Source organism: Capillimicrobium parvum (genome assembly GCF_021172045.1).
Taxonomy (GTDB): domain Bacteria; phylum Actinomycetota; class Thermoleophilia; order Solirubrobacterales; family Solirubrobacteraceae; genus Capillimicrobium; species Capillimicrobium parvum.
Window position 1 is genome coordinate 3,009,826 of the sequence record NZ_CP087164.1, and the last position, 22,947, is coordinate 3,032,772.

Here is a 22,947-nt window from a genome sequence, read left to right on the forward strand (position 1 = left end):
TCATGCGAGCTCCCCGGTCGCCACGGGCTCAGCGCTCGCGGCCTCGCGCCGCCGGCGCCATCTGGCGCGGATGCGCCGGCCCGTCACGACCATCCCGTCGGGCTGCCAGACGAGGATCGCGATCACGGCCAGGAAGGCGAACACGAGCGTGTAGCCGTTGAGGCTCGTCGGCAGGGCGGCCTGCAGGAGGTTGATCAGGAAGCCGAGGACGAACCCTCCGAACGCGGCGCCCGACAGGCTCCCGAGCCCGCCGATCACGCCGCCCACGAAGGCGATCAGCAGCGGCCCCTGGCCCATCGTCGGCGCGATGGCTCCGGAGCGCAGCACGTAGAGGACGGTCACCGCGGCGGCGAGGAACCCGGTGATGGCGAACGCGAAGGCGATCACCCGATTGGCCTTGACGCCGACCAGCTGAGCCATCCCGAAGTCCTCGGTCGATGCGCGCAGCTGAACGCCCAGCGAGGTGCGTTTGAGCATCAACGTCATCGCGATCAGCAGGAGGACGGTGGTGACCGCGGTGATGATCTCGAGGTTGCTGACGAGCACGCCGAGCACGTCGTGCTGGCGGGTGGTCCACGGATACGGGGTGACGCCCTGCTGCGTGCTCTTGCCCACCGTCATGAACGCCAGCTGCTGCAACCCGTAGCTCACGGCGAACGAGGTGATCAGCAGGGTCACAGGCGACCCGCGCCGGACCGGGCGGAAGGCCAGCCGCTCCATGAGCACCGCCAGCACGACGACGATCGCGAAGGTGACGGCGATCATCGGGATCACGCCCCACGTCCGTGTGTAGAACATGGTGAACGCGCCGGCCATGATCAGCTCGCCGTAGGCGAAGTTCATCAGGCCCATCACGCCGAACAGCAGCGACAGCGACAGGGCGATCAGCGCGAAGAGGCTCCCGTAGGCGATGGAGTCGAAGCCGTACTGGAGCACCGTCGTCGCGGTGGCGAACATCATGCCCTCCTCATCCCATTCCGATGTAGGCGCTCTCGAAGTCCCCCATGGCGGCGAGCTCCTCGGACGTCCCGTGGAACTGCACGCGGCCTCCGGTGCGCAGCACGTAGGTGCGGTCCGCCACCTCGATCGTGCGGGCGGCGTTCTGCTCGACCAGCAGGATCGTCAGGCCCTCCGCGTGAAGCTGCTCGAGGATGTCGAAGACGCGATCGACCATGAGCGGTGCCAGGCCCAGCGTGGGCTCGTCGAGCAGGAGCAGCCGGGGCGAGGCCAGCAGGGCGCGGGCGATCGCCAGCTGCTGCTGCTCTCCGCCGGAGAGCTGTGCTCCAGGCTTGTGCCACGTCTTCTTCAGGACGGGGAACCGCTCGAGCATGCGGTCGAGGTCCTCGTCGACCTGCCGGCGCTCGCGCCGGCAGATCGCGCCGATCTTCAGGTTCTCCCCGACCGACAGCCGCCCGAAGATGCGCCGTCCTTCGGGAACCATCGAGACGCCCGCGCGCAGGATGCGGTCGGGGGAGAGCCGGGTCAGGTCGCGTCCGTCGAAGCCGACCGAACCGGAGGTCGGCCGATACGCGCCGACGATCGTCATCAGCGTCGTGGTCTTGCCCGCGCCGTTGTGGCCGACGAGCCCTACGAACTCGCCCTCGCGGACGTCGAGCGACAGGCCCTGCACCGCCGCGACGCGCCCGTGATGCACGGTCAGGTCAGTGACGCTCAGCATGCGAGTGCCTCTCCGCGGCTTCGGAGCCCTTCTGGCCGAGATACGCCGCCATCACCCGGGGGTCGGCGCGCACCGCCTCCGGAGGCCCTGCGGCCAGCGTCTTGCCGAAGTCGAGCACGTGGATCGACTCGCAGGCCCCGAAGATGATCCGCATGTCGTGCTCGACGAGCAGTACGCCGCAGCCGCTGTCGTCGCGGATCCGCACGATGGTCGCGGAGAGCTCGAGGCTCTCCGCGTCGTCGAGGCCGGCCGCCGGCTCGTCGAGCAGGAGGAAGCGGGGCTGGGCCGCGACGGCACGCGCGATGCCGAGCCGGCGCTCGTCGCCGTGGGGCAACGCCGACGCCGGCAGGCCCGCGACGCCGTGCAGGTCGAGCCCCATCAGCAGCTCCCGGGCGCGGGCCCGCGCCCGGGAACGCGACAGGCCCGCGCCCAGCGCGCCGAGCTCCACGTTCTCGAACACCGTCAGCGTCGGGAAGGTGACGACGTCCTGGAACGTCCGCACGACGCCGAGTCCGACGAGCCGGTGGGGCGGCCAGTCGGACACGTCCCGGCCGCCCACCTCGATCCGCCCCGTCGTGAGCGGGACGAACCGTGAGATGGCGCCCATCAGCGTCGACTTCCCGGCCCCGTTGGGTCCGATCAGCCCCATGATCTCGCCGGCCCGCAGCGTCAGGTCGACGCCGTCGACCGCGCGTACGCCGTCGTAGTGCACACGGACATCCCGCGCCTCGAACACGCTGCGCCCAGGCTCGTCGCTCATCTTCCCTCCTCGGTGTCGCCGGTCTGCGCTGGGCCGGTCCGCTACTTCACCGCCGGGGGCTTGGTGCAGGTGTTGCCGTCGCCGATGTCCGGCACCGCATCCACGGACGCCGTGCCGACCTGGCTGGACTGTCCGTTCTTGAACTCCTCGACGCTGTAGGCGCCGGGCTGGGGCCGGTGGCACTCCGACGTGAACTGCACCTTGTTGCCGCTGAGCTCGTCGACGGTGATGCCGGAGTCGAAGAGCGCGGCGGCGATCTTGTCCCCGTCGGTCGATCCGGCCTTCTCGATCGCCGCGGCGATCGCGGTGGCGAGGTCGTACCCCGGCAGCGCGTAGCTCGACGCGATCTTGGCCCCGTACTTGTCCTCGAACCGCGCGTTGACGTCGGCGACGGCGGCGTTGCCGCCCTTGCAGTACGTATCCACGCAGGCGAATCCCAGCGCGTAGACATCCGACACGTTGCCGGCCACCTGCTTGATCGCCGTGCCGTTCACGGCGGCGTTCGTCGCGATCGGCAGGTCGATGCCCGCGTCGCGGATCCCGCGGATCAGCTGCGCGCCGAACGGGATGATCGACGAGTCGTAGACGACGTCGCAGCCGGAGACCTTGCTGCGCAGACGCGTGACCTGGGAGCTCAGGTCCAGGGTGGGCCCGCCGACGAAGCTGTCCTCGCCGCAGATCGTGCCGCCGAGCTCCTTCCACCGCGCTGCGAAGTAGGCCGCCGTCGCCTTCGAGTACTGGATGAAGGTGTCGGTGATCACGTAGGCGCGCTTGAGGTCCGGGTGGTTCTCGTGGAGCCAATTGGCCATTGCGACGCCCTCGGTGTCAGAGCCGAGGCCCATCGTCCCGGAGTACGGCCCGACAAGCGCGGGCGACGCCGACTTCGGCGAGGACGCGCACAGCGCCATCGCCGGCACCTTCTGCGTCGATGCCGCCTGGATCGCAGGGAACGAGTAGTCGAAGTCACACGTCGCGACGATGACCTTGGCGCCCTTGTCGATGAGCTCCTGGGCGTTGGTGCCCGCGGTCGGCTTCTCCGACTTCGTGTCGATCCACTCCACGCGGATCGGCCGGCCCAGCACGCCCCCGTCCTTGTTGATCTCGTCGAAGCGCATCTGCAGGAGCTGGCTGGCCTGCTCGTCGTACGGCTGGTAGATGCCGGTCTTCGCCGCGGAGATGCCCACGACGATCGGATCCTTGCTCCCGGCCTGCGTCGCGGCGCCGGCGTCGGTCGACGCCGAGCTGGACCCCGTGTCGCTATTGGACGAGGATCCACAGCCGGCAAGGGCCATCACGGACGTCGCCGCGAGGGCACAGGTCACTGCTAGACCGCGAGCGATCATGGCGTTGCTCCTTTTGGGTTCATGGTGCACTCCATTGCGACGCCGTCCGATCGCGGCTCAGCCACGTGCAGACGTGCGAAGGCGGCGCGGCCCGTGGCGCAGCGATTTTCGGGTAGAGGCTGCGCCCGTTCACAGCAGGTCGCGGACGGCGTGTGCCGCGCGCCACGCCGTCACACCGGCTCAGTGCCGGTCGGAGGTCTTAATCCTGTTACCAATGGCCATGGCCGCCGGTTTCACAGAAACCCGACGGCAACAGCCGTCACGTCGACGTATGATCGTGCATCCCAACGTCCTCCTCCTCCGCGCTGAGTGGGTTCGGGAGACCGTCTCCCACGCAGTAGCGGTGTCGACCCGGCCGCGAATGAGCGACGTGCGCGAAGCGCTGTTTCGCCCTCAACCGCTCCTCTAGAATGGCAATATGGTGATGCGGGGCGGCATGGGACAAGGGCCAATGGCAGGAAATTGGGTGCTCGTGGACCGTTCCATTTGCCGGTAATGTCCACAGGCGCGATGCATCTCGAGCAACCATCAGCGCCGCAGGACTCACCGCAGATCTCGCTGGCCCGGTTGGTCGAGATGCTCGGGCCGGATTGGAACGAGGGGCCCGGGCCTTTGTACGCGAAGCTGGGCGCCGCCCTCCGGTCGATCGTGGAGACCGGCTTCCTGGCCAGCGGCACGCGACTGCCGCCCGAGCGCGACCTCGCCAAGCAGCTGTTCATCAGCCGCAGCACCGTGGTGTCCGCCTACAGCGTGCTGCGCGACGAGGGCGTCGTCGCCAGCCGGCAGGGCAGCGGCACCTGGGTACACAACCGGCGCCAGGGCACGTTCAGTGACGAGGCGGCGCTCAGCGCCCTGGTCCAGAGCTCGTACCTGTCGAGCTTCATCGATCCCAGTCCCGCGCCGATCGACCTGACCGTTCCGATGCCGGTGGCGGCGCTCGAGTCGATCGTCGGCATGATGCTGCCGGGCGAGCTCGGTCGCGACCTCCTGCGTGAGGCGACGCCGGTCGGCTACCAGCCGCTCGGGCTGCCTTCGCTGCGGCGCCAGATCGCGCGGTATCTCGAGGCACGCGGGCTCCCCACCGACGAAGAGGACCTCCTGATCACGAGCGGCGCACAGCAGGCCATCTCCCTGCTGCTGAACCTGTTCGTGCGGCCGAACGATGCCGTGATCGTGGAGAACCCCACATATCGAGGCCTCGTGGATGCTCTGACCCCTAGCCACGCCCGTCCCGTGACCCTGCCGATCGAGGACGCCAATCTGCCCGGCCGCCTACGCGAGCTGATCGACGCGGATGCGCCGCGGCTGATCTTCATCACGCCGACCTGCCACTACCCGACCGGTCTGACGGTGCCCGAGCACCAGCGTCGCAGCCTCGTGGAGGTCGCAGCGAGGGCGTCGGTGCCGATCGTCGAGGACACGGTCAACGCCGATCTGAGCCTCGAGCGTCCGCCGCCGTATCTGGCGACCTACGCGGACGGCCTGACTCCGGTGATCCTCGTCGGCTCGGCCAGCAAGATCGTGTGGGGCGGGCTTCGGGTTGGCTGGATCCGCGCCTCCTCACCGCTCATCTCGCGGCTGGCCCGGCTCAAGGCGCTGAGCGACATGGGCACGTCGCTGCTCAGCCAGATCGTCGTCCGCGAGCTGCTCGGCAACCTCGACGCCATCCTGACAACCCAGCGCAACGAACTGCGGGACTCGCTGGAGCTCATGGAGGACACGCTGAATGCCCACCTCCCCGACTGGCGCTGGCGTCGCCCGCACGGAGGCCGCTCGATGTGGATCAGGCTGCCGCGCGGCGATGCGCGGCACTTCGCCCAGTTCGCGCTGATGAGCGGGGTGGCCGTCACCGCCGGCGACACCCTGTCCGTCGACGGGAGCTTCGCCGACCACCTCCGCCTTCCGTTCGTCTATCCCCCGGAGATCATCCGAGAGGCGTGCCAGCGGCTCTCGCACGCTTGGATGGCCTACTCCGAGTCGCTCATCCGCGGCGAGTGAGGCCGCGCTGGCGTGCGGACGCCTGAATGGACTGGCATGGTCCACTCCACTTTTCGTGGATTGGCTACCTCGCGGACTGTTGGACCGAGCCGATAATCGGCCGTGACCGGCTCGCACACCGCGAGCGCCAATCAGCACCGCCAAAGGCAAGGGGTGTCCGATGTCTCAACCCCGTTCCGATACGCAGGCTGGGCTCATCCGCCTGACCACACGGTTCTCGCTGGCCCGCGCATCGGCCGAGAGCAGCCGCTTCTCACTGCGTCAGCGCGCAGTGGCGGAGCTCGTGGCCACCGCGCTGTTCATCTTCATCGGTGTGGGCTCCGTTCCGGCTGTCCTCCTGCAGGGCGATGTGACGTCCGCCAGCGGCGCGGATCTCGGCTTCATCGCTCTCACCTTCGGGTTGATCATCGCCGGTGTGTGTTACGTCTTCGGCCCCGTCTCAGGATCACACATCAACCCCGCCGTCACCATCGCCCTGGCGGCGGTCCGGCAGTTCCCGGCGCGCGAGGTACCCGCGTACGTGGCGGCACAGATGATCGGGGCCGTGGCCGGCGCGGCCGGCATCTGGATCATCTTCACCGACCGGGCGATCGACCTCGGATACGGGTTCGGGCTCACGCACTTCGACACGACCGTGACGAGCTGGACATCCGCGCTGCTGGCCGAAGGCTTCGGCACGGGCGTGCTGATGTTCATCGTGCTCGGCCTCGGATCGAAGGTCGCGCCGAGCGGCTGGGCGGGCCTGATCATCGGGCTGGCGGTGGCGGCCATCATCGTGACGCTGGGGCCCGTGACCGGGGGCGCCATCAACCCGGCGCGCGCGTTCGGTCCGCTCGTGATCTCGACGATCGCCGGAAGCGTGCACAACTGGGACCAGTGGGTCGGGTACCTCGTCGCCGAGTGCCTCGGGGCATGCGTGGCCGCGCTGGCCTACATGGTGGTCACGTCGCCGCGGCCCGAGCTCGACGAGATCTCACCGCGCGCTTGAGCGATGACGTCCATGTCCCATCAGCCCCTACGCACGGCCCGCACAAGGCTGCGGCGGTTCCCCCAGCGCGGCATCTTCGATCGGCAGGCGATCAACTCCATCCTCGACGAAGGGCTGGTCTGCCATCTCGGGCTCGCGGATGCGACAGGCCAGCCGTTCGTGCTTCCGACGACATACGCACGAGTGGAGGACGAGCTCTACATCCACGGCTCGGCCGCCAGTCGCACCATACGCGCGATGAGCACCGGTCAGCCGGTGTGCGCGACGGTGACCCTGGTGGACGGGATCGTCCTGGCACGCACCGCGTTCAACCACTCGTTCAACTACCGGTCGGTGGTGATCCTCGGCAGCGCAACCGCCATCACCGACCCGGTCGAAAAGGCGCGCGGCCTCACAGTCCTCATCGACCGGCTGGTGCCCGGTCGCTCCAACGAGGTGCGGCCACCAACGTCCCAGGAGCTCAAGGCGACGTCGCTGCTCGTGCTGCCGATCGACGAAGCCTCAGCGAAGATCCGCTCCGGTCCGCCGGGCGACACAGGAGACGATTTGCTGACCGATGCGTGGGCCGGGGTGGTTCCTCTGCAGACGAGCGTGCTGCCGCCGGTGCCTGATCCCCGACTCGCGCCTGACCGCCCGATCCCTGCACACATCCGTAGCTGGCGTCAAGAGACACCGAACTGACCTCTTGTACCCCTCGACCTCAGGATCGGCAACATTGCTCAAGCTTGGTTACAAGGCCTCGGCGGAGCAGTTCGCTCCGCGGCCGCTTCTCGAATTCGCCGTCGCCGCGGAGGACCTCGGCTTCGACAGCGTCGTCGTCTCCGACCACTTCCAGCCCTGGCGCCACGACGGCGGCCACTCGCCGTTCTCGTTCTCCTGGCTCGGGGCCGCGGGGGAGCGGACGAAGAAGATCGAGCTCGGCACCAGCGTGGTCGCGCCCGCGTACCGCTATCACCCGGGCATCGTCGCCCAGGCGATGGCGACGCTCGGCTGCCTGTACCCCGGCCGCGTGATGCTCGGCATCGGGACGGGCGAGGCGATGAACGAGGTCCCGCTCGGCGTCGACTGGCCCGAGCAGAAGGTGCGCTTCCAGATGCTCAAGGAGTCCGCCCAGCTCATGCAGCAGCTGTGGCGCGAGGAGCGGGTGTCGTTCTCCGGGGAGCACTTCCAGACGACGGACGCGACGATCTACGACCGGCCGGAGGAGGGCGTCCCGCTGTACATCGCGGCGTCCGGCCCCGCCGCGGCGCGCCTGGCGGGGCGCATGGCCGACGGCTTCATCACCACCAGCGGCAAGGACCCGGCGCTGTACTCCGAGAAGCTGCTGCCCGCGCTGCAGGACGGCGTCGAGAAGGCCGGCCGCCAGCCGTCGGAGATCGAGCTCACCCTCGAGGTCAAGGTCTCCTTCGACCAGGACATCGACCGCGCCCGCGAGGACACGAAGTTCTGGGGCGCGCTGGCCCTCAAGCCCGAGGAGAAGATGGGCGTCGAGGACCCGATCGAGATGCAGCGCCTCGCCGACGCGCTGCCGGTCGACCGGACGGCCAGCCGCTGGATCGTCTCCGACGACCCCGACGAGCAGGTCCGCCAGATCCAGCCCTACATCGACCTCGGCTTCAGCCACCTCGTGTTCCACTTCCCGGGGCCCGACCAGGAGCGCGCGCTCACGCAGTACTCCGAGCATGTCCTCCCGCGGCTGCGCGAGCAGGACACCAGACAGGCCGCCTCCCAACGCGTCGCTTGACCCGCGCGTTCGCAATGCAGGTGCGGCAACTCGGCAGCCCGAGCCAAGGACGCTCTCTGCAAAACTGCTCGAGCGCCAACACGGTGCGAAGCATTTGCTGCTAACCGGGGCCACGGGTCTCGCGTGCGTTGCGCCGCATCGGCGAGCATCACACGCGGTGGACGAGAATCATGCTTTTGCCCAAGGCTGCCTCGTGTACGAGCAGTCCGTCCGGGCGGCACGGGCATGCGCAACGACATCGCGGCGCTTGGGCCGCATCGCTCCGCAGCGCAGCGACACCAAGGAACGTGCCGGGAGTGGACTCGCGTTCGACCGCGGCCGCCACGACGATCATCACCATCCTCGGACGGCACGGCGTCGAAGACTACGCGGTTGGTGACCGCGGTGACGCAAGGCACGAGCCTCCGGTCGCGGGGGTGCTCGTCGACCCCGCACACTCGTTTCCCTGCCGCGATCCGCAGGACACAGTCGTGTGTGCCGAGGCGTGGGCCAATAAGTACGTCACCGCGGGGGCGCGACGTGCCACGACCGCGCTGCGCCCCACTACAGCGACGATACGTCGATAAAGCCACCAGAGTAGCCATCGACGATGACGCGAGATCGAGCGCGGGCTCCTCGCAATAGTTGCTTAAGTCCTCACCAAGTCGCCTCGCTGTGACATCTCCGAGTGTGATCCTGTGTCCAAGTCTGCAGGGTTCTACGGATGCGTCCTCCCAGCAGGATCCAGGATGCTGCCGCCATGTCGCCGTCCTGCCCACCGCTTGTCGCCGTGGCGACCGTGGCAGTGAGCCTCGCGCTCGGGGCGAGGTTGTCCCGTCCGTCGTGGAATTTCGTGGCGGCGGTCCGGTGATGCTCAGCTGATGGTGGCGAGCGTATCGGCCTCCTGGCGGGTCGTGGGGGCAACGGCGGCGCGGTGGGCGGTGAGGTCTTGCTCGACGGCGAGTGCGAGCTTGGCGAGGTCGCTGTAGCCGATGATCTTGCGGAATTGCTGCTCGGCTTCGAGCATCCCGGCGGCGGTCCAGCGCAGGCACATGTCGCCGTTCTGCCAGCGCTTGACGTTGCGGCTGGTGCGGCGCACCGTCTCGATCATCGACTCGATCGGGTTCGTGGATTGCGCGTCGTCTTGAGCTTGCCGCCGATCCCGAGGCGCGTGAGCGCGTGAGCGTCTCGGCCATGCCTTCGCGCAACGAGGCGGCGGCGCCCGGGTGCGAGCGGTCGAGTTCGCCGGCGAGCCGGTTCAGCGCGTCGAGCGCGACGGCGTAGTCGTCGGTTGCCCACGCCTTGCGCAGCCGGGCCTTCACTGTCGGGCGGTCGCGCTCGGATAGGTGCTCGAGCACGTTTCGTTCCTTGTGGCGCACACAGCGATGCACCGCGACGGGCCCGAACACCTCGTTGACCGCGGCCCGCAGCGCCTTGCTTCCGTCCAAGACGACGAGCACGCCCTGTTCGACGTCAAGGCCGCGGTCGATGAGGTCTGAGAGCAGGTGCGCGGCGACGGTCTTGTTCTCCGTCGAGCCGTCCCACAGCCCCAACGCGACCTTGATCCCGTCGGTCGTAATGCCCAGGCACACGACGCAGCAGCGGCCCTTGAGCTCGATCCCGTCGAGCATGATCGCGGCCAGGCGCATGTCCGCGAGCGGGCGGCCCATCAGCGCATCGAGGTGCTCGCGGGTACGCCCGACGAACTCGCGGCTGACGGCCGACTTCGAGGTTGAACGCTCCGCGGCGAGGACGTCCTCGCCGACCGGCTCGCGGGTGCGCGAGAACCGGCGCGTTGAGACACCGGCGAGCATCTGCTCCAAGACCACGCGCGTGAGCGGATCGCGGTCGGCGAAGTGCGCGTAGGTTCCCAACGCCACCTCGTGCGCGCCGTCGACGCTTCGTGCCCGCGGCCGCTCGACCGCGACGCGCCGACCGCCCAACGTGACCTCTCCGCCCTCGTGGCCGTGGCGCACGGCAGCCCGGTCCGGGTTGCGCTTGCCCTTCGCGCCCGCCCAGCGCTTCCTGCACGCTCGGCGGCAACGCCAGCTCGATGCTGGCGACCTGCACTTGCTCTACGGTCCTCATGGCGGTCCCTTCGTCTCGGTGGACTGACTTCGCACTCGCCACGCTCGCAACACCAGCGGACGAGGCGACGGGACCGCCACCTACGAAGTTCTACGCGCTACGGGACAACCTCCCCGATCACGTATGGGCGATCGACTCTCAGTTCGACCAGGCCGTCGACGACCGCGCGATCAAGCTGCTCAACGTCGTCGACGGGTTCACCCGCGAAGCTCTCGCGATGGAGGTTGCGACCAGCATCACCGTTGATCACACCGTCCGCGTATTCGCGCGCCTCGCCCGCGAGCGCGGCGCGCCGGGGCACGTCCGCTGCGACACGGGCCCGAGCTCACCGCACCTGCCCTCCAGGACCCGAGCAGCGGTCGTCGGCATGATCACCACCCCGTGAAGTCGAGGATGAGCTGCGCCGTCTCGATCGGGACGTCGAGCTGCGGGCAGTGGCCGACGCCGTCGAGCACGACCCAGTCGGCCGCCGGCAGCCAGTCGCGCCGGTAGCGCTGCGCCGCCGAGGGCCACGGCAGCAGCCGGTCCTCGGTGCCCCAGACGACGCGCACCGGGCAGTCGACGCGCTCGGCGTCGAGCCGCCACCCCTCGCGCAGGGCGCTCTCGACGAGGGGGGCTGCGCCGACGCAGCCGGCTGCGCCGAGCATCTGGTGCACGAGCAGGTCGGTGGGGATGTGCTCGAACGCGACCGTGGTGTAGGCGGTGGCCCGGCGGCGGCCCTCGGGTGTGGCGAGGATCGCCTCGGCGTGCGGCGCCGCGGCCCGCAGCGTCTCCTGCATCGACGTGAAGTACGCGAGCGTCGCGCGGAAGGACTCGTCGCCCACCGCCCAGCCGCCCGCCGGCGCGAGCGCCACGACCGACTCCGCCCGCCCGCGGGCGGCCAGGTGCAGCGCGACGTAGCCGCCGAGGGAGTTGCCCACGACGTGCGCCGTCGCGAAGCCTGCCTCGTCCATCGCCTCCTCCACCCCGTCGACGACCTGCGCCGCGCTCGCCTCGTCGCCGAGCGCCGGTCCGCCCGCGTGCCCCGGCAGCGTGGGCGCCAGCACGTCGTGGCGGCGCTCGAGGGCCGGCAGCACGAGGTCCCACGTCCGCCACGTGTCGGTGAAGCCGTGCAGGCACAGCAGCGGCGGGCCGCTGCCGCCGCGGTGAGACGGGGTGAAGCGCGTGAACATCGGGCGGGCGCCGATGCTACGGGCGCCGCCGCGCCGTCACCGCACGACGCGGTAGCGCAGGTGCGTGACGACCGGCGATGCGACCACCTCGACCTGCTCGAGGGTCGGGTGGCCGACGTTCTCGAGCAGCCGCTCGCCCGCGCCGAGCACGACCGGGACGACGTGCAGGTGCATCTCGTCCAGCAGGCCGGCGGCGAGGTACTGCTGCACCGCGCTCGCCCCGCCGGCGATGGCCACATCGCCCTCGCCGGCCGCCGCCCGCGCCTGCTCGAGGGCGCTCTCGATCCCGTCGGTGACGAACGTGAACGTCGTCCCGCCCTGCATCTGCAGCGGCTCGCGCGGATGGTGGGTCAGGACGAACACCGGCGCGTGGAAGGGCGGGTCGTCGCCCCACCAGCCGGTCCACCCCAGGTCCCACTCCCCGTCGCCGCCGCCGAACATCCGGCGGCCCATGATGTACGCGCCGTTGCGCGCCATCAGCCGGCTCGCGACCTCGGAGTCCACGTTGCGCTCCCCGCCTTCGAGGCCGTGCTCGCGGCGCCAGCCCTCGGTGGCGACCGCCCAATCGTGCAGGCGCATGCCGCCCTCACCGATCGGGTCCTCGACGCTCTGGTTCGGCCCGGCGGCGTAGCCGTCCAGCGAGATGGAGATCTGACAGGTGACCTGGCCCATGCTCGTTGGACCGCGCGACGCGCCGGAACTCATCGCCGCGGGCGCGGCCCCCGTTCGAACGCGTAGCCGAGACGGATGAGGCGCCCCTCGCTCCAGGCCGGCCCGAGCAGGTTGATGCCGAGCCGCTGCCCGCCGGGCAGCGCCGCCCCGGGGACGGTGAGGGCGGGCAGCCGGCTGACGGCGGAGAGGACCGTGGGCAGGGCGCCGGGCGCCTCGCCGAGCGTGAGCGGCTGCGGGAACGGCGTGCCGGCGTCGGTGCAGGTCCACGTCGGGTCGACGACCCCGGGCAGCGGCGATGCCGGGCACGTCATGGTCGGGTACACGAGCGCGTCCAGCCGATGGCGGCGCATGAGCGCGAGCAGCGTGTCACGGAAGCCGTCGGCCTCGGCCACCGCCGCGTCGAACGCGGGCCCCTCGGGCGCCGCCGTGGTCAGCGCCTGCTCGAGGCCGGGCAGGACGAAGACCCGGTCGCGGACGTCCGGCTGCGAACTGCGCTCCACCACCTCGGCGAGGCTGTGGACCGGCGCGCCGCGCCCCGGCCCGCGGAACCACGCGTCGAGCTCCGCGTGGAACTGCGATGCCGTGATCAGCCCGATTCCGTCGAAGGTGAAGCCGGGGACGTCGAACGCCAGCCCGTCGACGATCGTGGCGCCGGAGCGCCGCATCCGTGTCAGCCCGCGCGCGAACGCCGCCTCGACCTGGGTGCTGTCGGCCGTGAGGTCGATCCCGGCGAGGCTGTCCAGCACGCCGATGCGCGCCCCGCGCAGGCCGTCGCGGTCCAGGTACGGCGTGTAGTCGCGGCGGAAGCGGCTGCCCCGCGTCGCCGGATCCGCGGGGTCGACGCCCGTGAGCGGACCCAGGACGCGCGCGAGGTCGGCGACCGATCGCGTCAGCGGGCCGACCACGTCGGTGAACGAGGCGAACGGGATCACGCCCTCGCGGGAGACGAGGCCGACCGTGGGCCGCAGCCCGACGACCCCGTTCCAGGCGGCCGGCCCCTGGATCGAGCCGCCGGTGTCCGAGCCCATGGCGACGAGCGCCATGCCGCTCGCGACCGCCGACGCGGAGCCGCCGCTGGAGCCGCTCGGCCCGCGCGTCGCGCGCCGGCCGTTCGCGGTCTGGCCGCCGAGCGAGCTGTAGCCCGCCACGCCGTGCGCCCATTCGTCCATGTTGGTCTTGCCGAGGATCACGGCTCCCGCCGCACGCAGCCGGCGGGCGGCGAAGGAGTCCTGCGCGGTGCGGAACCCCGCGAGGACGAAGGACCCCGCCGTCGTCTGCAGGCGGTCGCCCGTGCCGTAGTTGGCCTTCAGCAGCAGCGGGAGGCACTCCAGCGACCGGGGGCGCCGACCGGCCCGCCGGCGCGCGTCGAGACGCCGGGCGATCGCCATCGCGTCAGGGTTGACCTCGATGACCGCGTGCGTGGTCGGGTTGACGGCGCGGATCCGCACGAGCGCCGTGCGGGTGACCGCCTGGCAGGTCGTGCGCCCCGCGGCCAGCGACCGCTCGAGCTTGCCGATCGAGGACGGCAGCCGTCCGGCGGCGTCAGCGGGCGCGACCGCCGTGAACGCGCCCGCGAGCGCGACCGCCGTGAACGCGCCCGCGAGCGCGCACAGCGCGACGACGATGGATCGCCGCATCGTCTACTTGGCCATTGCCGCGCAGACCGCGAGCCCCCAGGCGCGCCGCAGCGACCGGTACGCGGTGCTGGCCGGGGCGGGCAGCGCCTGCGACAGCTGCGTGCTGACCTGCACGACGGCGGAGCGCCGCCCGTCCGGCGTGGCGGCGATGAACGTCGTGTAGCCGGCGTAGTTGCCGGTGTGGCCGAGCACGGTGCCGCAGCGGGTGCGGTAGCGGAAGATGCCGAGGCCCGCCTCGTTGACGCCGGGGCCGGGCGGTCCGGACCCACCGGGGACGAACTGCCGCTGCGCGGTCACCGGAGCTCCGGGGTACAGGCGCCCGGATGCGTAGGCCCGCACGAATCGGGTGAGGTCGAGGGGCGACGAGACCATGCCGCCGGACGCCCACGCGATCGTCGGGTTCAGCAGCTCGCTGGCGTCCTCCGCCGCGTCCGGCGAGCCGTTGGGGAAGTAGCCGTGGACGAACGGCGCGACCATGCGCCACCCCATCGGCAGGCTCGTGCGCCGCAGCGCGAGCGGGTCGAGCACCAGCGCGCCCAGTGCGCGATCGTACGAGAGCCCGCTGGCCGCCTCGATGAACAGCCCGACGACGATGTTGTCGGTGTCGGAGTACACGTACTTGGAGCCCGGCGCGAATTCGAGCGGCTCGTCGGCGACGTAGCCGATGATGGTCGACGGCTCGACGGTCTGCCGCGCGTCTGCCTCGATCGCCGCCCGGAAGCTCGGCGCGTTGATGAAGTCCGGCAGGCCGCTCGTGTGGTGCAGGGCCTGGCCCAGCGTGACCGAGCCCCAGGCCGCGGGCAGCCCCGGCAGCCGCTGCGCGATCGTGTCGTCGACCGAGAGCTTGCCCTGCGCCACGAGCGCGAGCGCCGTCGCTCCGCTGAACGCCTTCGAGACGCTCGCGATCCGCCAGCGGTCGTTGACGTCGATCGGGCGCCCGGTGCGCGTGTCCGCGACGCCGCGGCGCACGACCGTGCGCTGCGATCCGCGCTGGATCACGGCCACGGCGCCCGGCGCACCGCCAGGCATGCGCACCACCTTGCCGAGCGCGCGGCCGAGGGCGCGGTCCGCCTGCTTCGGGGTGGCGGCGGTCGCTGCGGCGGGGCTGATGGCCGCGGCGACGGCGAGCGCGGCGACGACGAGCAAGCGGGGTGGCATCCCGCGACTCTACGGAAGTCCGGCGTGCGGCACATCGACCCGCGCGGTGTAGAGCGCGGAGGCGCGCTCGCCCTCCGGGCGCGCCTGGCGCCAGTCCGGCGCCAGGCAGGTGAGCAGCGTGCGGCCGTCCTCGCCGCCGAGCATCGCGCCGTAGAAGACGAGGTCGTCGTCGGGCACGGCGATCTCCTCGAGGATCTCGCCGCCGGGGCCGATGCGCGCGCAGCGCTTGTGCAGCGAGTCGGCGGCCCAGATGCAGCCCTCGGCGTCCAGCGTGCAGCCGTCGGGGGCGAAGCGCACCGCGCCGATGACCTCGTCGAGCGTGGTCAGCGGCGGCGTCGGCGCGAGCTGTCCCCACACCCGGCCGGGGCCCAGCGAGCCGTCGTCGGCCACGTCGAAGGCCGTGAGCCGCGCGGCGATCGTCTCGGCGACGATCAGCGTGCGGCCGTCCTCGCTGAGCATCACCGCGTTGGGGAAGTGCAGCCCGGTGGCGGCGCGCGACACGGTCCCGTCGGGGTCGACGCGCACGAGGTCGGCCGGGCGCGGCGCCTCGCCGGCCATGAGGTCGAAGCCGTAGTGCGTGACGTACGCGCGCCCCGCGGCGTCGACGAGCATGTCGTTGGCCTCGCCGCGGGTGAAGCCGGCGGTGTCGGCATGCAGCACCGGTTCGCCGCCTCCGCCGCGCCGCCACACCTTGTGGCCCGTCATGGACACCGCGAGCAGCGAGCCGTCCGGCAGCCAGCCCAGGCCGGACGGCCGCTCGATCGACAGCACCGTCTCCTCCACGCCGTCCTCGGTGACCGCGATCACCCGGTCGGCGTAGAAGTCGGACGCGTACCAGCGGCCGTCGTGCCAGCGCGCGCCCTCGAAGAACGTGCCGCCGTCAAGGAGGAGGGTCAGATCGCGCACGCGCGCATGAAACCGCGTCCAGGGCCGGGAAGACAACCCGCGGGACGCCAACGGTTGTGCGCCCGGACATCGCCGCTCGCGCGGGACCTCGTGGTTTGACGCCGTGCAGGCGCGCGCCCCGGCGGGCCGGACCGGGTTTGAACTCCCCCGATGCGGTCTATCGTGCTCCGAGATGGGTCTGCCCGCGACATCGGCGCCGCCGGCCACCGCCTTCCGTCACGAGGCGCTGTTCTACACGCGCGGGGTCGACGGGTTCGTCGACGAGATCGCCCCGCGCGTCGCCGGGACCCTGCGCGAGGGCGGCCATGCCGCCGTCGCCGCACCGACGGATCGCGTCCAGCGGCTGCAGTCGGTGTTCGGAGCCGAGGAGCGCCTGCAGCTGCTCGACATGACCGAGATCGGCGTCAACCCCGCCCGGATCATCCCCGCGTGGCGCGACCTGGCCGACCGGGCACTCGCGGAGGGCGGGCCGTTCCTCGGCGTCGGCGAGCCGGTGTGGGTCGGGCGCTCGGCCGCCGAGCTGGACGAGTGCCACCGTCACGAGGCGCTCATCAACGTGGCGTTCGGCGACGACCCCGCCTGGCAGCTCATCTGCCCGTACGACGCCGACGGCCTGCCGCCGAAGGTGATCGCCGACGCGCGGATGACCCACCCGGCCGTGCACGACGGCGGGGCCTGCTGTCATGCCCCGGTGGACGGCGTCGCCGCCTTCAACGCCCTCGAGCGGCCGCTGTCGCTCGTGCCGCCCGACGCGGTGACGATGCGCTTCCGGCGCAACGACCTGGCGACCGTCCGCGTGCTCGCGGGCGGATGCGCGGCCGCGGCGGGCCTGTCGCACTCGCGCTCCGGCGACCTCCTGCTCGCGGTCACCGAGCTGACCGCGAACAGCATCCGCCACGGCGGCGGATCCGGGCTTCTGAGCATGTGGGCGCGCGACGGTGAGGTCGTCGCCCAGAGCCGGGACGCCGGGCACGTCACCGACGTCATGGCCGGGCGACGGCGCCCAGGCCTGGACGACACCTCGGGCCGCGGGCTATGGATCATGAACCAGCTATGCGACCTCGTGCAGATCCGTCGTTCGGACCGCGGCACCGTCGTTCGGCTGATCGTGCGCTGACGGCGGTCCAGCGGCGCCGGCGGCGCCTCCTCCCCGCCCTCGCGGCCGTGCTCGCGGTCTCCGCGGTGGCCGCCGTGGCGGCGCTGACCGTCCTGCCGCGCCTCGGCGGCGTGGTGAGCACCGGCGCGCCGGGGGCGCACGGGGCGACGATCGAGCGCTTCGACGTGCACTCGCGCTACGTGCACGACACGCTGCCGCAGGTGGCGGCCGCGCCCGCCGGCGGCGGTGCCGGGCGGCCGCTGCTCGTGTTCCTGCACGGCCGCGGGGGCCGGGGCCCCGAGTCCGACTCGAACGCCGCCTTCTACGCGGCGCTGGGCAAGCTCGGCGATCGTGCGCCGAACGTCCTGTTTGCCAACGGCGGCGACCACTCGTACTACCACCGCCGCGGCTCGGGCGACTGGAACCGCTACATGCTCGACGAGGTCATCCCGGAGGCGGTGCGCCGCCTGCACGCCGACCCGAAGCGGATCGCGATCGGAGGCATCTCGATGGGCGGCTTCGGCGCCTACCAGCTGGCGCGGCAGCGGCCGCGGACCTTCTGCGCCGTCGGCGGTCACTCGGCGGCGCTCTGGCGCGCGGGCGGCGAGACCCCGGCGGGCGCGTTCGACGACGCGCGGGACTTCGCCCGCAACGACCTCATCGCCCTGTCCCGGGCGCGCGGGCGGGCGCCTTGGGGCCGCGCGCGTCTCTGGCTCGACGGCGGCACCGGCGACCCGTTCCGGTCGGCGGGCGACGCGTTCGCCGCCGCGCTGCACATCCCGATGCACCACTGGCCCGGCGGCCACGACGGCAGCTACTGGCGCGCGCACTACGTGCGCTACCTGCGGTTCTACGCCGCGGCGCTCGCGCGGTGCTGAGCAGCCCGCCGCCGCCGGCGAGAGGGCGGGGACCCCGAAGGCTCCGCCTGCGGTCCCGGTCAGGCCTTCTGCGCCCGCGGCTCGTAGTGCGGCGGGCGATCGGCGCCTCCGGGCCGCCGGTCGCGCACGAGCGAGGCGACCACGCCGGTCGCGAGGATGGCCGCGATGATCGGCAGGCTGATCTCCGGGCCGATCTTGCCGACGAACTCGGCGAGCGCCATCTTCGCGCCGATGAAGACCAGCAGCGCGGCGAGCGCCGTCTTGAGGTGGTAGAGCCGCTCGACGAGCTCGGCCACGAGGAAGAACAGCGGCCGCAGGCCGAGCAGCGCGAACGCATTCGCCGCGAAGACGATGAACGTGTCGCTCGTGATCGCCAGGATGGCCGGCACCGAGTCCACGGCGAACACGATGTCCACCAGGGCGATGCCGGCCAGCGCGGCGCCGCCGGTGGTCAGCACGACCCGGCTCCTGTCGCGGTGCATCAGGCGCCCGTCCGACGGCGCGCTCGACATCGGCAGGATGCGCTTGAGCCGGTCCACCATCGCCTGCTCGCCGTCGTGGTCGTGGCGGTGGCGGAACATCCGCCAGCCGGTCCAGATCAGGAACGCGGCGAAGACGAAGCTCAGCCAGCCGACGGCCCCGAGGGCGGCCGCGCCGACGACGATGAACAGCGCGCGCAGGACGAGCGCGAGCACGATGCCGTAGGTCAGCAGCCGGTGGCGCTCGGCGACCGGCAGCGCGAAGGCCGAGAAGACCAGCAGGAAGACGAAGACGTTGTCGAGCGACAGCGACTTCTCGACGAGGTAGCCGGCGAGGAACGCGCTCGCGTCGCCGCCGTCGCCGGCGACGAGGAGCACCAGGAAGAACGTGAGCGCGATGCCGACCCAGGCGACGCTGGCGACGGCTGCCGCCCGCAGGCTCATCTCACCGCCGCGGCCGCGCACGAGCGCGAGGTCGACGACGAGCAGGGCGGCGAGGGCGCCGACGAGGGCGAGCCAGGGCCAGGCGTCGGCGAGGATGGCAGCGGTGGGGATGGCAGTGGGCACGAGATCTCCGCGGTTGCGTGGACAATCCGCGAAGGTTTCTCCGCCCTCGGCGAGGGCCGCGAGCACCGGGTGGTCGCGCGCGACCGGCCGTGTTGACGATGCCCGCCGTCGGGATACTTCCCTTCGACGCCGTCCAGCATAGGAAGGCTGGGAGCTGCCGGCGGCCGCCTTTATGACCTTTTACGCCGGCGCGCTGCGTCAGCCGGTGGCGTCCGCCGCGGCCGGCGGCGTGCGGACACCCGTTCTCGGGCCGGCTGGGAGCGCACGCAGCGGCGCACGAGAGCGAATTGCGCTGCGCCGGCACCCCGCGCGCCATATGCTCGCCCGCGGATTCGTCTCCCGAAAGGACTCCGGCCCATGACCGCCCGCCTTCTGCCGTGCCTCGGCGCCGGCGCCGCCGCACTGCTCGTCGCGCTCCCCGGCGCGGCGGCGGCCAGGACGCGGACCGTCGACTGCACCGGCTCGCCACAGCGCTGCACGGCGACGTTCCGGCTCGGCGGCCTCGACACCGGCGACCGCCTCGCCGCTCGGCTGACCGACACCGACCTGCAGCTGCGGTCGGTGGCCCCGTCGTCGCCGAAGGTCCAGGCGGCCATCGGCTTCGACGGCTTCTCGATGCGCCTCGGCGGCTCGATCTTCGTCGCGCGCCTGAACGTCGTGGGGCCCGTGCCGCCCGGCGGCCGCGTGCGCTTCACGTTCGCCGTGCCGCCCCGGATGCGCTACTGCGGCGACGTCCGCTTCGAGATCGACAGCTCCCCGATCCACCTGGGCGACCTGCAGGCCCACGGGCTCACGTGCCGCGCCGCGCGCCGCATCGCACGCAACTGCGTGTCGGGCATCGGCCCGGGCCGGGGCTGGGGCGCGCTCGAGGTCGACCGCACGGTCATCCTGCGCCGCCGCGCCCAGCGCGTCACGTTCGACCTGCGCAACGTGAACGCGAGCTGCGCGCCCAGCGGCTGAGCCGCCCCGAAGCCCCGCAGACGCGGTCGGGCGCCCGGGCCGCGTTCAGCCCTCCAGCTTGGCGTCCAGCGTGATCTCGCCCACGCCGGCCAGCGCCCGGCTCACCGGGCAGCCCTCCTTGGCACTGCGCGCGTGCTCCTGGAACGTCGCGTCGTCGATGCCCGGCACGCGTCCGACGGTGCTCAGCGCGATCGTCGTGATCGTCGGCGCGCCGTCGACGATGCGCAGCGTCACCGTCGCGTCGGTCGTCACCGACTCGGGCGGCGAGCCCGCCTCGGCGAGCATGTTCGACAGCGCCATCGAGAAGCACGACGCGTGCGCGGCGGCGATGAGCTGCTCCGGGTTCGCGCCCGGGCCGTCCTCGAAGCGCGACTTGAACGAGTACTCGCCGCTGATGCTGTCGCCCGCGGTGAACGTGCCGCTGCCCGACCGCAGGTCGCCCTGCCATTGCGCTTGGCCCTTCGCTGGCATCTGCGTCTCCTTCGACGTGGGGGAACGTCGTGAAGTATGGCTGGCCACGCCGCCAGGCCGCCGCCGTCGATGACGAGCGCCGGCCCATCGGGCTGAAGTCCTCGAGCGCGGCGGCGAACTCGGGATCGTCGAAGGTCCGCGGCTCGTGCGGGCCCTCAGGCCCAGATCGAATCCGGGCCGGGGCGCGCCGCGACGTCGGCGACGACGACTGTGAGGTCGTCGCGCCCGCCGGCGTCCCGTGCGAGCGCGATGAGCCGGTCGGCGCACCGGTCGCGGGCGGCGATCTCCAGCGCCGCGCGGACCTCGTCCTCGGAGACGACGTCGGTGAGGCCGTCCGAGCACAGCAGCAGCCGGTCGCCGGGCCGGGCGGCGTGGCGGGAGATGGTGGGCCGGCGCTCCGCGGCCCCGTCGAGGGCGGCGAGCACGACGTTGCGCTGCGGATGCGCGCGGGCCGCCTCGGCGGTCAGGTGGCCGGCGTCGACGAGGGCCTGGACGTAGCTGTCGTCGCGCGTCAGGGCGACGAGCCGCCCGTCGCGGTACAGGTATGCGCGCGAGTCGCCGATGTTCGCCACCGTGTAGTCGGCCTCGAGCGCCACGGCGGTCAGCGTCGTGCTCATCCCGCTCGCGGGCGGGCGGCACTCGGCGATGAACGCGATCGCGTCGTTGCCGCGCGCGACCGCCGCCTCGAGCGCGTCCGGCAGCGGTGCCTGCAGGCGGCACTTCTCGAGATGCGCGAGCGCGTCGATGACCGCCCGGCTGGCGACCTCCCCGGCGGCGTGGCCGCCGACGCCGTCGGCGACCGCGATCATCCTCGGGCTGGCGAAGACGGCGTCCTCGTTGTGCGTGCGTCGCGGGCCGGGGGCGCTGCGGACGGCGCACTCGAGCGTGAGCGTCGGCACGCGGCCATGGTACGGCGGCGCGGCGCGGCGTGGCCCGCGTCCGCGTCCGCGCCGGGCCTACGTCACCTCGCCGGGCAGGACGATCCCCGCCGTCGACCCCGCGTCGATCGGCATCGCCGTCCCGGTGACGAACGACGCCCGGTCCGAGCACAGCCAGACGACGGCGTCGGCCACCTCCTCGGGCCGGCCGAAGCGCTTGAGCGCCTGCGGCGACGCGAGCTCCTGGCGGCGCTCGTAGGGCTGCTGGAGGATCATCGCGGTCGCGATCGCCGCCGGGCACACCGCGTTGACGCGGATCTCGTGCGGGGCGCCCTCGATCGCCGCCGTCTTCGTCAGGCCGTTGACGCCGTGCTTGCTGGCCACATAGGCGCCGAGTGCGGGCGCGCCGATGAGGCCGGCCAGCGACGCCGTGTTGACGATCGCCCCGCCGCCGCCCTGCGCGGCCATCTGCGTCATCTGCGCCCTGAGGCCGAGCCAGACGCCCTTGAGGTTGACGTCCATGATCAGGTCCCACTGGGCCTCTGTGGTGTCCGCGAGCGTCTCGGAGAGCTCCACCCCGGCGTTGTTGTGGGCGAAGTCGAGCCGGCCGTATGCGTCGACCACGGCGCCCACGAGCGCCTCGTGGTCGGCGGCGCGGCGCACGTCGCCGGCGACGAACGCGGCGCGCCCGCCGGCGGCCTCGACGAGCCGGACGGTCTCGTCGCCGTCGTCACGGCGATCCTCGAGGTCGTTGACGACGACGGCGGCGCCCTCGCGCCCGAACGCGATCGCGGTGGCGCGGCCGATGCCGCCGGCGGCGCCGGTCACGAGCCCCGCTCTGCCGTCCATCAGTCCCGCCATGTGAGGCCTCCTTCTCCGGTGTGGACATCGCCGTCCCAGGCCAACGGCGCGGGCGCGCCGCGCAGCAGCCAGCCGACATGGGCCTGGTGCTCGACGGCCTCGGCCGCGGTCACCGCCGTCGCGAGGTCCGCGCCGACCGCGACGACGCCGTGGCCGTGCAGCAGCACCGCGCCGGCGGTGCCGAGCGACCCGGCGACCGCGGCGGCGAGCTCCGGAGACCCGGCCGGTGCGGCGGGCGCCACGCCGACGCGCCCGATCCCGTAGTAGGACATCTCCTCGGTCTGCGGCGAGATCGGCTCGCCGAGGAAGCTCCACGCCGTCGCATACGGGCTGTGGGTGTGCACGATCGCGCAGACGTCGGGCCGCGCGCCGTACACCGCGAGGTGCAGCCACAGCTCGCGCGACGGGCGGTGCCCGCCGTGCAGGACGCGGCCGCGCCCGTCGACGTCGACGAGGTCCTCCGGGCCCATCGCGTCGTAGTCGCGGCGCGACGGCGTGATGCGCAGGCCGTCGGCGATGCGCACGCTCGCGTTGCCCACCGTGCCCACGACGAAGCCGCGGGCGCGCAGGCCCCGCATCGCCTCGATGATCTCTTCCGGCCGGTTCACCAGTGCGCCATTCAACCGCACCGGCC

The 22,947-nt window shown here is 72.1% G+C and carries 22 protein-coding genes and 1 pseudogene; 7 read left to right on the forward strand and 16 right to left on the reverse strand.

What is annotated here, in order from left to right:
• Genes DSM104329_RS14735 through DSM104329_RS14750 form a run of 4 tightly spaced genes read right to left on the reverse strand, consistent with a single transcriptional unit; the run spans position 1 to position 3,760 of the window.
• A complete protein-coding gene (locus DSM104329_RS14735) occupies positions 1 to 960 on the reverse strand; it encodes a branched-chain amino acid ABC transporter permease (RefSeq protein WP_259310599.1) in 960 nt (319 codons plus the stop codon).
• Between the two features lie 7 nt (positions 961 to 967).
• Positions 968 to 1,678 (reverse strand): ABC transporter ATP-binding protein, encoded by a 711-nt coding sequence (locus tag DSM104329_RS14740; RefSeq protein WP_259310600.1) that lies wholly within the window; start codon positions 1,676 to 1,678, stop codon positions 968 to 970.
• Positions 1,662 to 2,438, reverse strand: a complete 777-nt coding sequence (locus DSM104329_RS14745) for an ABC transporter ATP-binding protein (RefSeq protein WP_259310601.1) — start codon at positions 2,436 to 2,438, stop codon at positions 1,662 to 1,664. The genes DSM104329_RS14740 and DSM104329_RS14745 overlap by 17 nt, the downstream gene beginning before the upstream one ends.
• Positions 2,439 to 2,479: 41 nt before the next feature.
• On the reverse strand, positions 2,480 to 3,760 hold the full coding sequence (locus DSM104329_RS14750) for an ABC transporter substrate-binding protein (protein WP_259310602.1): 1,281 nt from the start codon (positions 3,758 to 3,760) through the stop codon (positions 2,480 to 2,482).
• A 531-nt stretch (positions 3,761 to 4,291) separates the two neighbouring features.
• Between DSM104329_RS14750 and DSM104329_RS14755 the strand changes: the two genes are divergently transcribed.
• The 4 genes from DSM104329_RS14755 (at position 4,292) to fgd (ending at position 8,511) form a co-directional block, all read left to right on the forward strand.
• Positions 4,292 to 5,779 carry an aminotransferase-like domain-containing protein gene (locus tag DSM104329_RS14755; RefSeq protein ID WP_259310603.1) on the forward strand — a complete coding sequence of 496 codons (1,488 nt, stop codon included), beginning with the start codon at positions 4,292 to 4,294 and terminating at the stop codon, positions 5,777 to 5,779.
• A gap of 160 nt (positions 5,780 to 5,939) precedes the next feature.
• Positions 5,940 to 6,767 carry an MIP/aquaporin family protein gene (locus DSM104329_RS14760; protein ID WP_259310604.1) on the forward strand — a complete coding sequence of 276 codons (828 nt, stop codon included), beginning with the start codon at positions 5,940 to 5,942 and terminating at the stop codon, positions 6,765 to 6,767.
• Between the two features lie 12 nt (positions 6,768 to 6,779).
• Positions 6,780 to 7,448, forward strand: a complete 669-nt coding sequence (locus tag DSM104329_RS14765) for a pyridoxamine 5'-phosphate oxidase family protein (protein ID WP_259310605.1) — start codon at positions 6,780 to 6,782, stop codon at positions 7,446 to 7,448.
• A 34-nt stretch (positions 7,449 to 7,482) separates the two neighbouring features.
• On the forward strand, positions 7,483 to 8,511 hold the full coding sequence (gene fgd / locus DSM104329_RS14770; protein ID WP_259310606.1) for a glucose-6-phosphate dehydrogenase (coenzyme-F420): 1,029 nt from the start codon (positions 7,483 to 7,485) through the stop codon (positions 8,509 to 8,511).
• Positions 8,512 to 9,364: 853 nt separating this feature from the next.
• Here fgd and DSM104329_RS29275 read toward each other — a convergent pair.
• The 7 genes and pseudogenes from DSM104329_RS29275 to DSM104329_RS14810 form a co-directional block, all read right to left on the reverse strand.
• Positions 9,365 to 10,578, reverse strand: a pseudogene (locus DSM104329_RS29275) (IS256 family transposase).
• A 97-nt stretch (positions 10,579 to 10,675) separates the two neighbouring features.
• Positions 10,676 to 10,879 (reverse strand): hypothetical protein, encoded by a 204-nt coding sequence (locus DSM104329_RS14785; protein ID WP_259310609.1) that lies wholly within the window; start codon positions 10,877 to 10,879, stop codon positions 10,676 to 10,678.
• A gap of 70 nt (positions 10,880 to 10,949) precedes the next feature.
• Positions 10,950 to 11,750 carry an alpha/beta fold hydrolase gene (locus DSM104329_RS14790; protein WP_259310610.1) on the reverse strand — a complete coding sequence of 267 codons (801 nt, stop codon included), beginning with the start codon at positions 11,748 to 11,750 and terminating at the stop codon, positions 10,950 to 10,952.
• A 36-nt stretch (positions 11,751 to 11,786) separates the two neighbouring features.
• On the reverse strand, positions 11,787 to 12,422 hold the full coding sequence (locus tag DSM104329_RS14795; protein WP_259310611.1) for a dihydrofolate reductase family protein: 636 nt from the start codon (positions 12,420 to 12,422) through the stop codon (positions 11,787 to 11,789).
• A gap of 29 nt (positions 12,423 to 12,451) precedes the next feature.
• Positions 12,452 to 14,059, reverse strand: coding sequence for an amidase family protein (locus tag DSM104329_RS14800; protein ID WP_259310612.1), 1,608 nt, complete (start codon positions 14,057 to 14,059; stop codon positions 12,452 to 12,454).
• 3 nt (positions 14,060 to 14,062) lie between these two features.
• Positions 14,063 to 15,217: a serine hydrolase domain-containing protein gene (locus DSM104329_RS14805; RefSeq protein ID WP_259310613.1), complete on the reverse strand. Its 1,155-nt coding sequence runs from the start codon at positions 15,215 to 15,217 to the stop codon at positions 14,063 to 14,065.
• 9 nt (positions 15,218 to 15,226) lie between these two features.
• Positions 15,227 to 16,123, reverse strand: a complete 897-nt coding sequence (locus DSM104329_RS14810) for an SMP-30/gluconolactonase/LRE family protein (RefSeq protein ID WP_259310614.1) — start codon at positions 16,121 to 16,123, stop codon at positions 15,227 to 15,229.
• Between the two features lie 172 nt (positions 16,124 to 16,295).
• On the opposite strand from DSM104329_RS14810, the gene DSM104329_RS14815 reads away from it, so the two are divergent.
• Both DSM104329_RS14815 and DSM104329_RS14820 read left to right on the forward strand, forming a co-directional pair.
• Positions 16,296 to 17,240, forward strand: coding sequence for a sensor histidine kinase (locus DSM104329_RS14815; RefSeq protein ID WP_259310615.1), 945 nt, complete (start codon positions 16,296 to 16,298; stop codon positions 17,238 to 17,240).
• A 47-nt stretch (positions 17,241 to 17,287) separates the two neighbouring features.
• The gene (locus DSM104329_RS14820) at positions 17,288 to 18,097 is read left to right on the forward strand and encodes an alpha/beta hydrolase (RefSeq protein WP_259310616.1); all 810 of its coding nucleotides are present in this window, start codon (positions 17,288 to 17,290) and stop codon (positions 18,095 to 18,097) included.
• Positions 18,098 to 18,156: 59 nt separating this feature from the next.
• Here the strand turns inward: DSM104329_RS14820 and DSM104329_RS14825 are convergent, their stop codons facing one another.
• Positions 18,157 to 19,143: a TerC/Alx family metal homeostasis membrane protein gene (locus tag DSM104329_RS14825; protein WP_259310617.1), complete on the reverse strand. Its 987-nt coding sequence runs from the start codon at positions 19,141 to 19,143 to the stop codon at positions 18,157 to 18,159.
• A gap of 357 nt (positions 19,144 to 19,500) precedes the next feature.
• Between DSM104329_RS14825 and DSM104329_RS14830 the strand changes: the two genes are divergently transcribed.
• Positions 19,501 to 20,103 (forward strand): hypothetical protein, encoded by a 603-nt coding sequence (locus DSM104329_RS14830; protein ID WP_259310618.1) that lies wholly within the window; start codon positions 19,501 to 19,503, stop codon positions 20,101 to 20,103.
• A gap of 45 nt (positions 20,104 to 20,148) precedes the next feature.
• Here DSM104329_RS14830 and DSM104329_RS14835 read toward each other — a convergent pair whose 3' ends face one another.
• The 4 genes from DSM104329_RS14835 to DSM104329_RS14850 form a co-directional block, all read right to left on the reverse strand.
• Positions 20,149 to 20,574, reverse strand: coding sequence for an OsmC family protein (locus DSM104329_RS14835; RefSeq protein ID WP_259310619.1), 426 nt, complete (start codon positions 20,572 to 20,574; stop codon positions 20,149 to 20,151).
• Positions 20,575 to 20,729: 155 nt separating this feature from the next.
• Positions 20,730 to 21,473, reverse strand: a complete 744-nt coding sequence (locus DSM104329_RS14840) for a PP2C family protein-serine/threonine phosphatase (RefSeq protein WP_259310620.1) — start codon at positions 21,471 to 21,473, stop codon at positions 20,730 to 20,732.
• Between the two features lie 57 nt (positions 21,474 to 21,530).
• Entirely contained in the window at positions 21,531 to 22,313 is a 783-nt protein-coding gene (locus tag DSM104329_RS14845) for a glucose 1-dehydrogenase (protein WP_259310621.1), read from the reverse strand.
• Positions 22,301 to 22,921 carry a class II aldolase/adducin family protein gene (locus DSM104329_RS14850; protein WP_259310622.1) on the reverse strand — a complete coding sequence of 207 codons (621 nt, stop codon included), beginning with the start codon at positions 22,919 to 22,921 and terminating at the stop codon, positions 22,301 to 22,303. The genes DSM104329_RS14845 and DSM104329_RS14850 overlap by 13 nt, the downstream gene beginning before the upstream one ends.
• Positions 22,922 to 22,947: the final 26 nt, after the last annotated feature.

Excerpts from the sequence above, each read along its gene's own strand:
- DSM104329_RS14735 (WP_259310599.1), bottom strand. The coding sequence starts at position 960 with ATGATGTTCGCCACCGCGACGACGGTGCTCCAGTACGGCTTCGACTCC.
- DSM104329_RS14740 (WP_259310600.1), bottom strand. The coding sequence starts at position 1,678 with ATGCTGAGCGTCACTGACCTGACCGTGCATCACGGGCGCGTCGCGGCG.
- DSM104329_RS14745 (WP_259310601.1), bottom strand. The coding sequence starts at position 2,438 with ATGAGCGACGAGCCTGGGCGCAGCGTGTTCGAGGCGCGGGATGTCCGT.
- DSM104329_RS14755 (WP_259310603.1), top strand. The coding sequence starts at position 4,292 with ATGCATCTCGAGCAACCATCAGCGCCGCAGGACTCACCGCAGATCTCG.
- DSM104329_RS14760 (WP_259310604.1), top strand. The coding sequence starts at position 5,940 with ATGTCTCAACCCCGTTCCGATACGCAGGCTGGGCTCATCCGCCTGACC.
- DSM104329_RS14765 (WP_259310605.1), top strand. The coding sequence starts at position 6,780 with ATGTCCCATCAGCCCCTACGCACGGCCCGCACAAGGCTGCGGCGGTTC.
- DSM104329_RS14790 (WP_259310610.1), bottom strand. The coding sequence starts at position 11,750 with ATGTTCACGCGCTTCACCCCGTCTCACCGCGGCGGCAGCGGCCCGCCG.
- DSM104329_RS14795 (WP_259310611.1), bottom strand. The coding sequence starts at position 12,422 with ATGGGCCAGGTCACCTGTCAGATCTCCATCTCGCTGGACGGCTACGCC.
- DSM104329_RS14800 (WP_259310612.1), bottom strand. The coding sequence starts at position 14,059 with ATGCGGCGATCCATCGTCGTCGCGCTGTGCGCGCTCGCGGGCGCGTTC.
- DSM104329_RS14805 (WP_259310613.1), bottom strand. The coding sequence starts at position 15,217 with ATGCCACCCCGCTTGCTCGTCGTCGCCGCGCTCGCCGTCGCCGCGGCC.
- DSM104329_RS14815 (WP_259310615.1), top strand. The coding sequence starts at position 16,296 with ATGGGTCTGCCCGCGACATCGGCGCCGCCGGCCACCGCCTTCCGTCAC.
- DSM104329_RS14830 (WP_259310618.1), top strand. The coding sequence starts at position 19,501 with ATGACCGCCCGCCTTCTGCCGTGCCTCGGCGCCGGCGCCGCCGCACTG.
- DSM104329_RS14835 (WP_259310619.1), bottom strand. The coding sequence starts at position 20,574 with ATGCCAGCGAAGGGCCAAGCGCAATGGCAGGGCGACCTGCGGTCGGGC.
- DSM104329_RS14845 (WP_259310621.1), bottom strand. The coding sequence starts at position 22,313 with ATGGCGGGACTGATGGACGGCAGAGCGGGGCTCGTGACCGGCGCCGCC.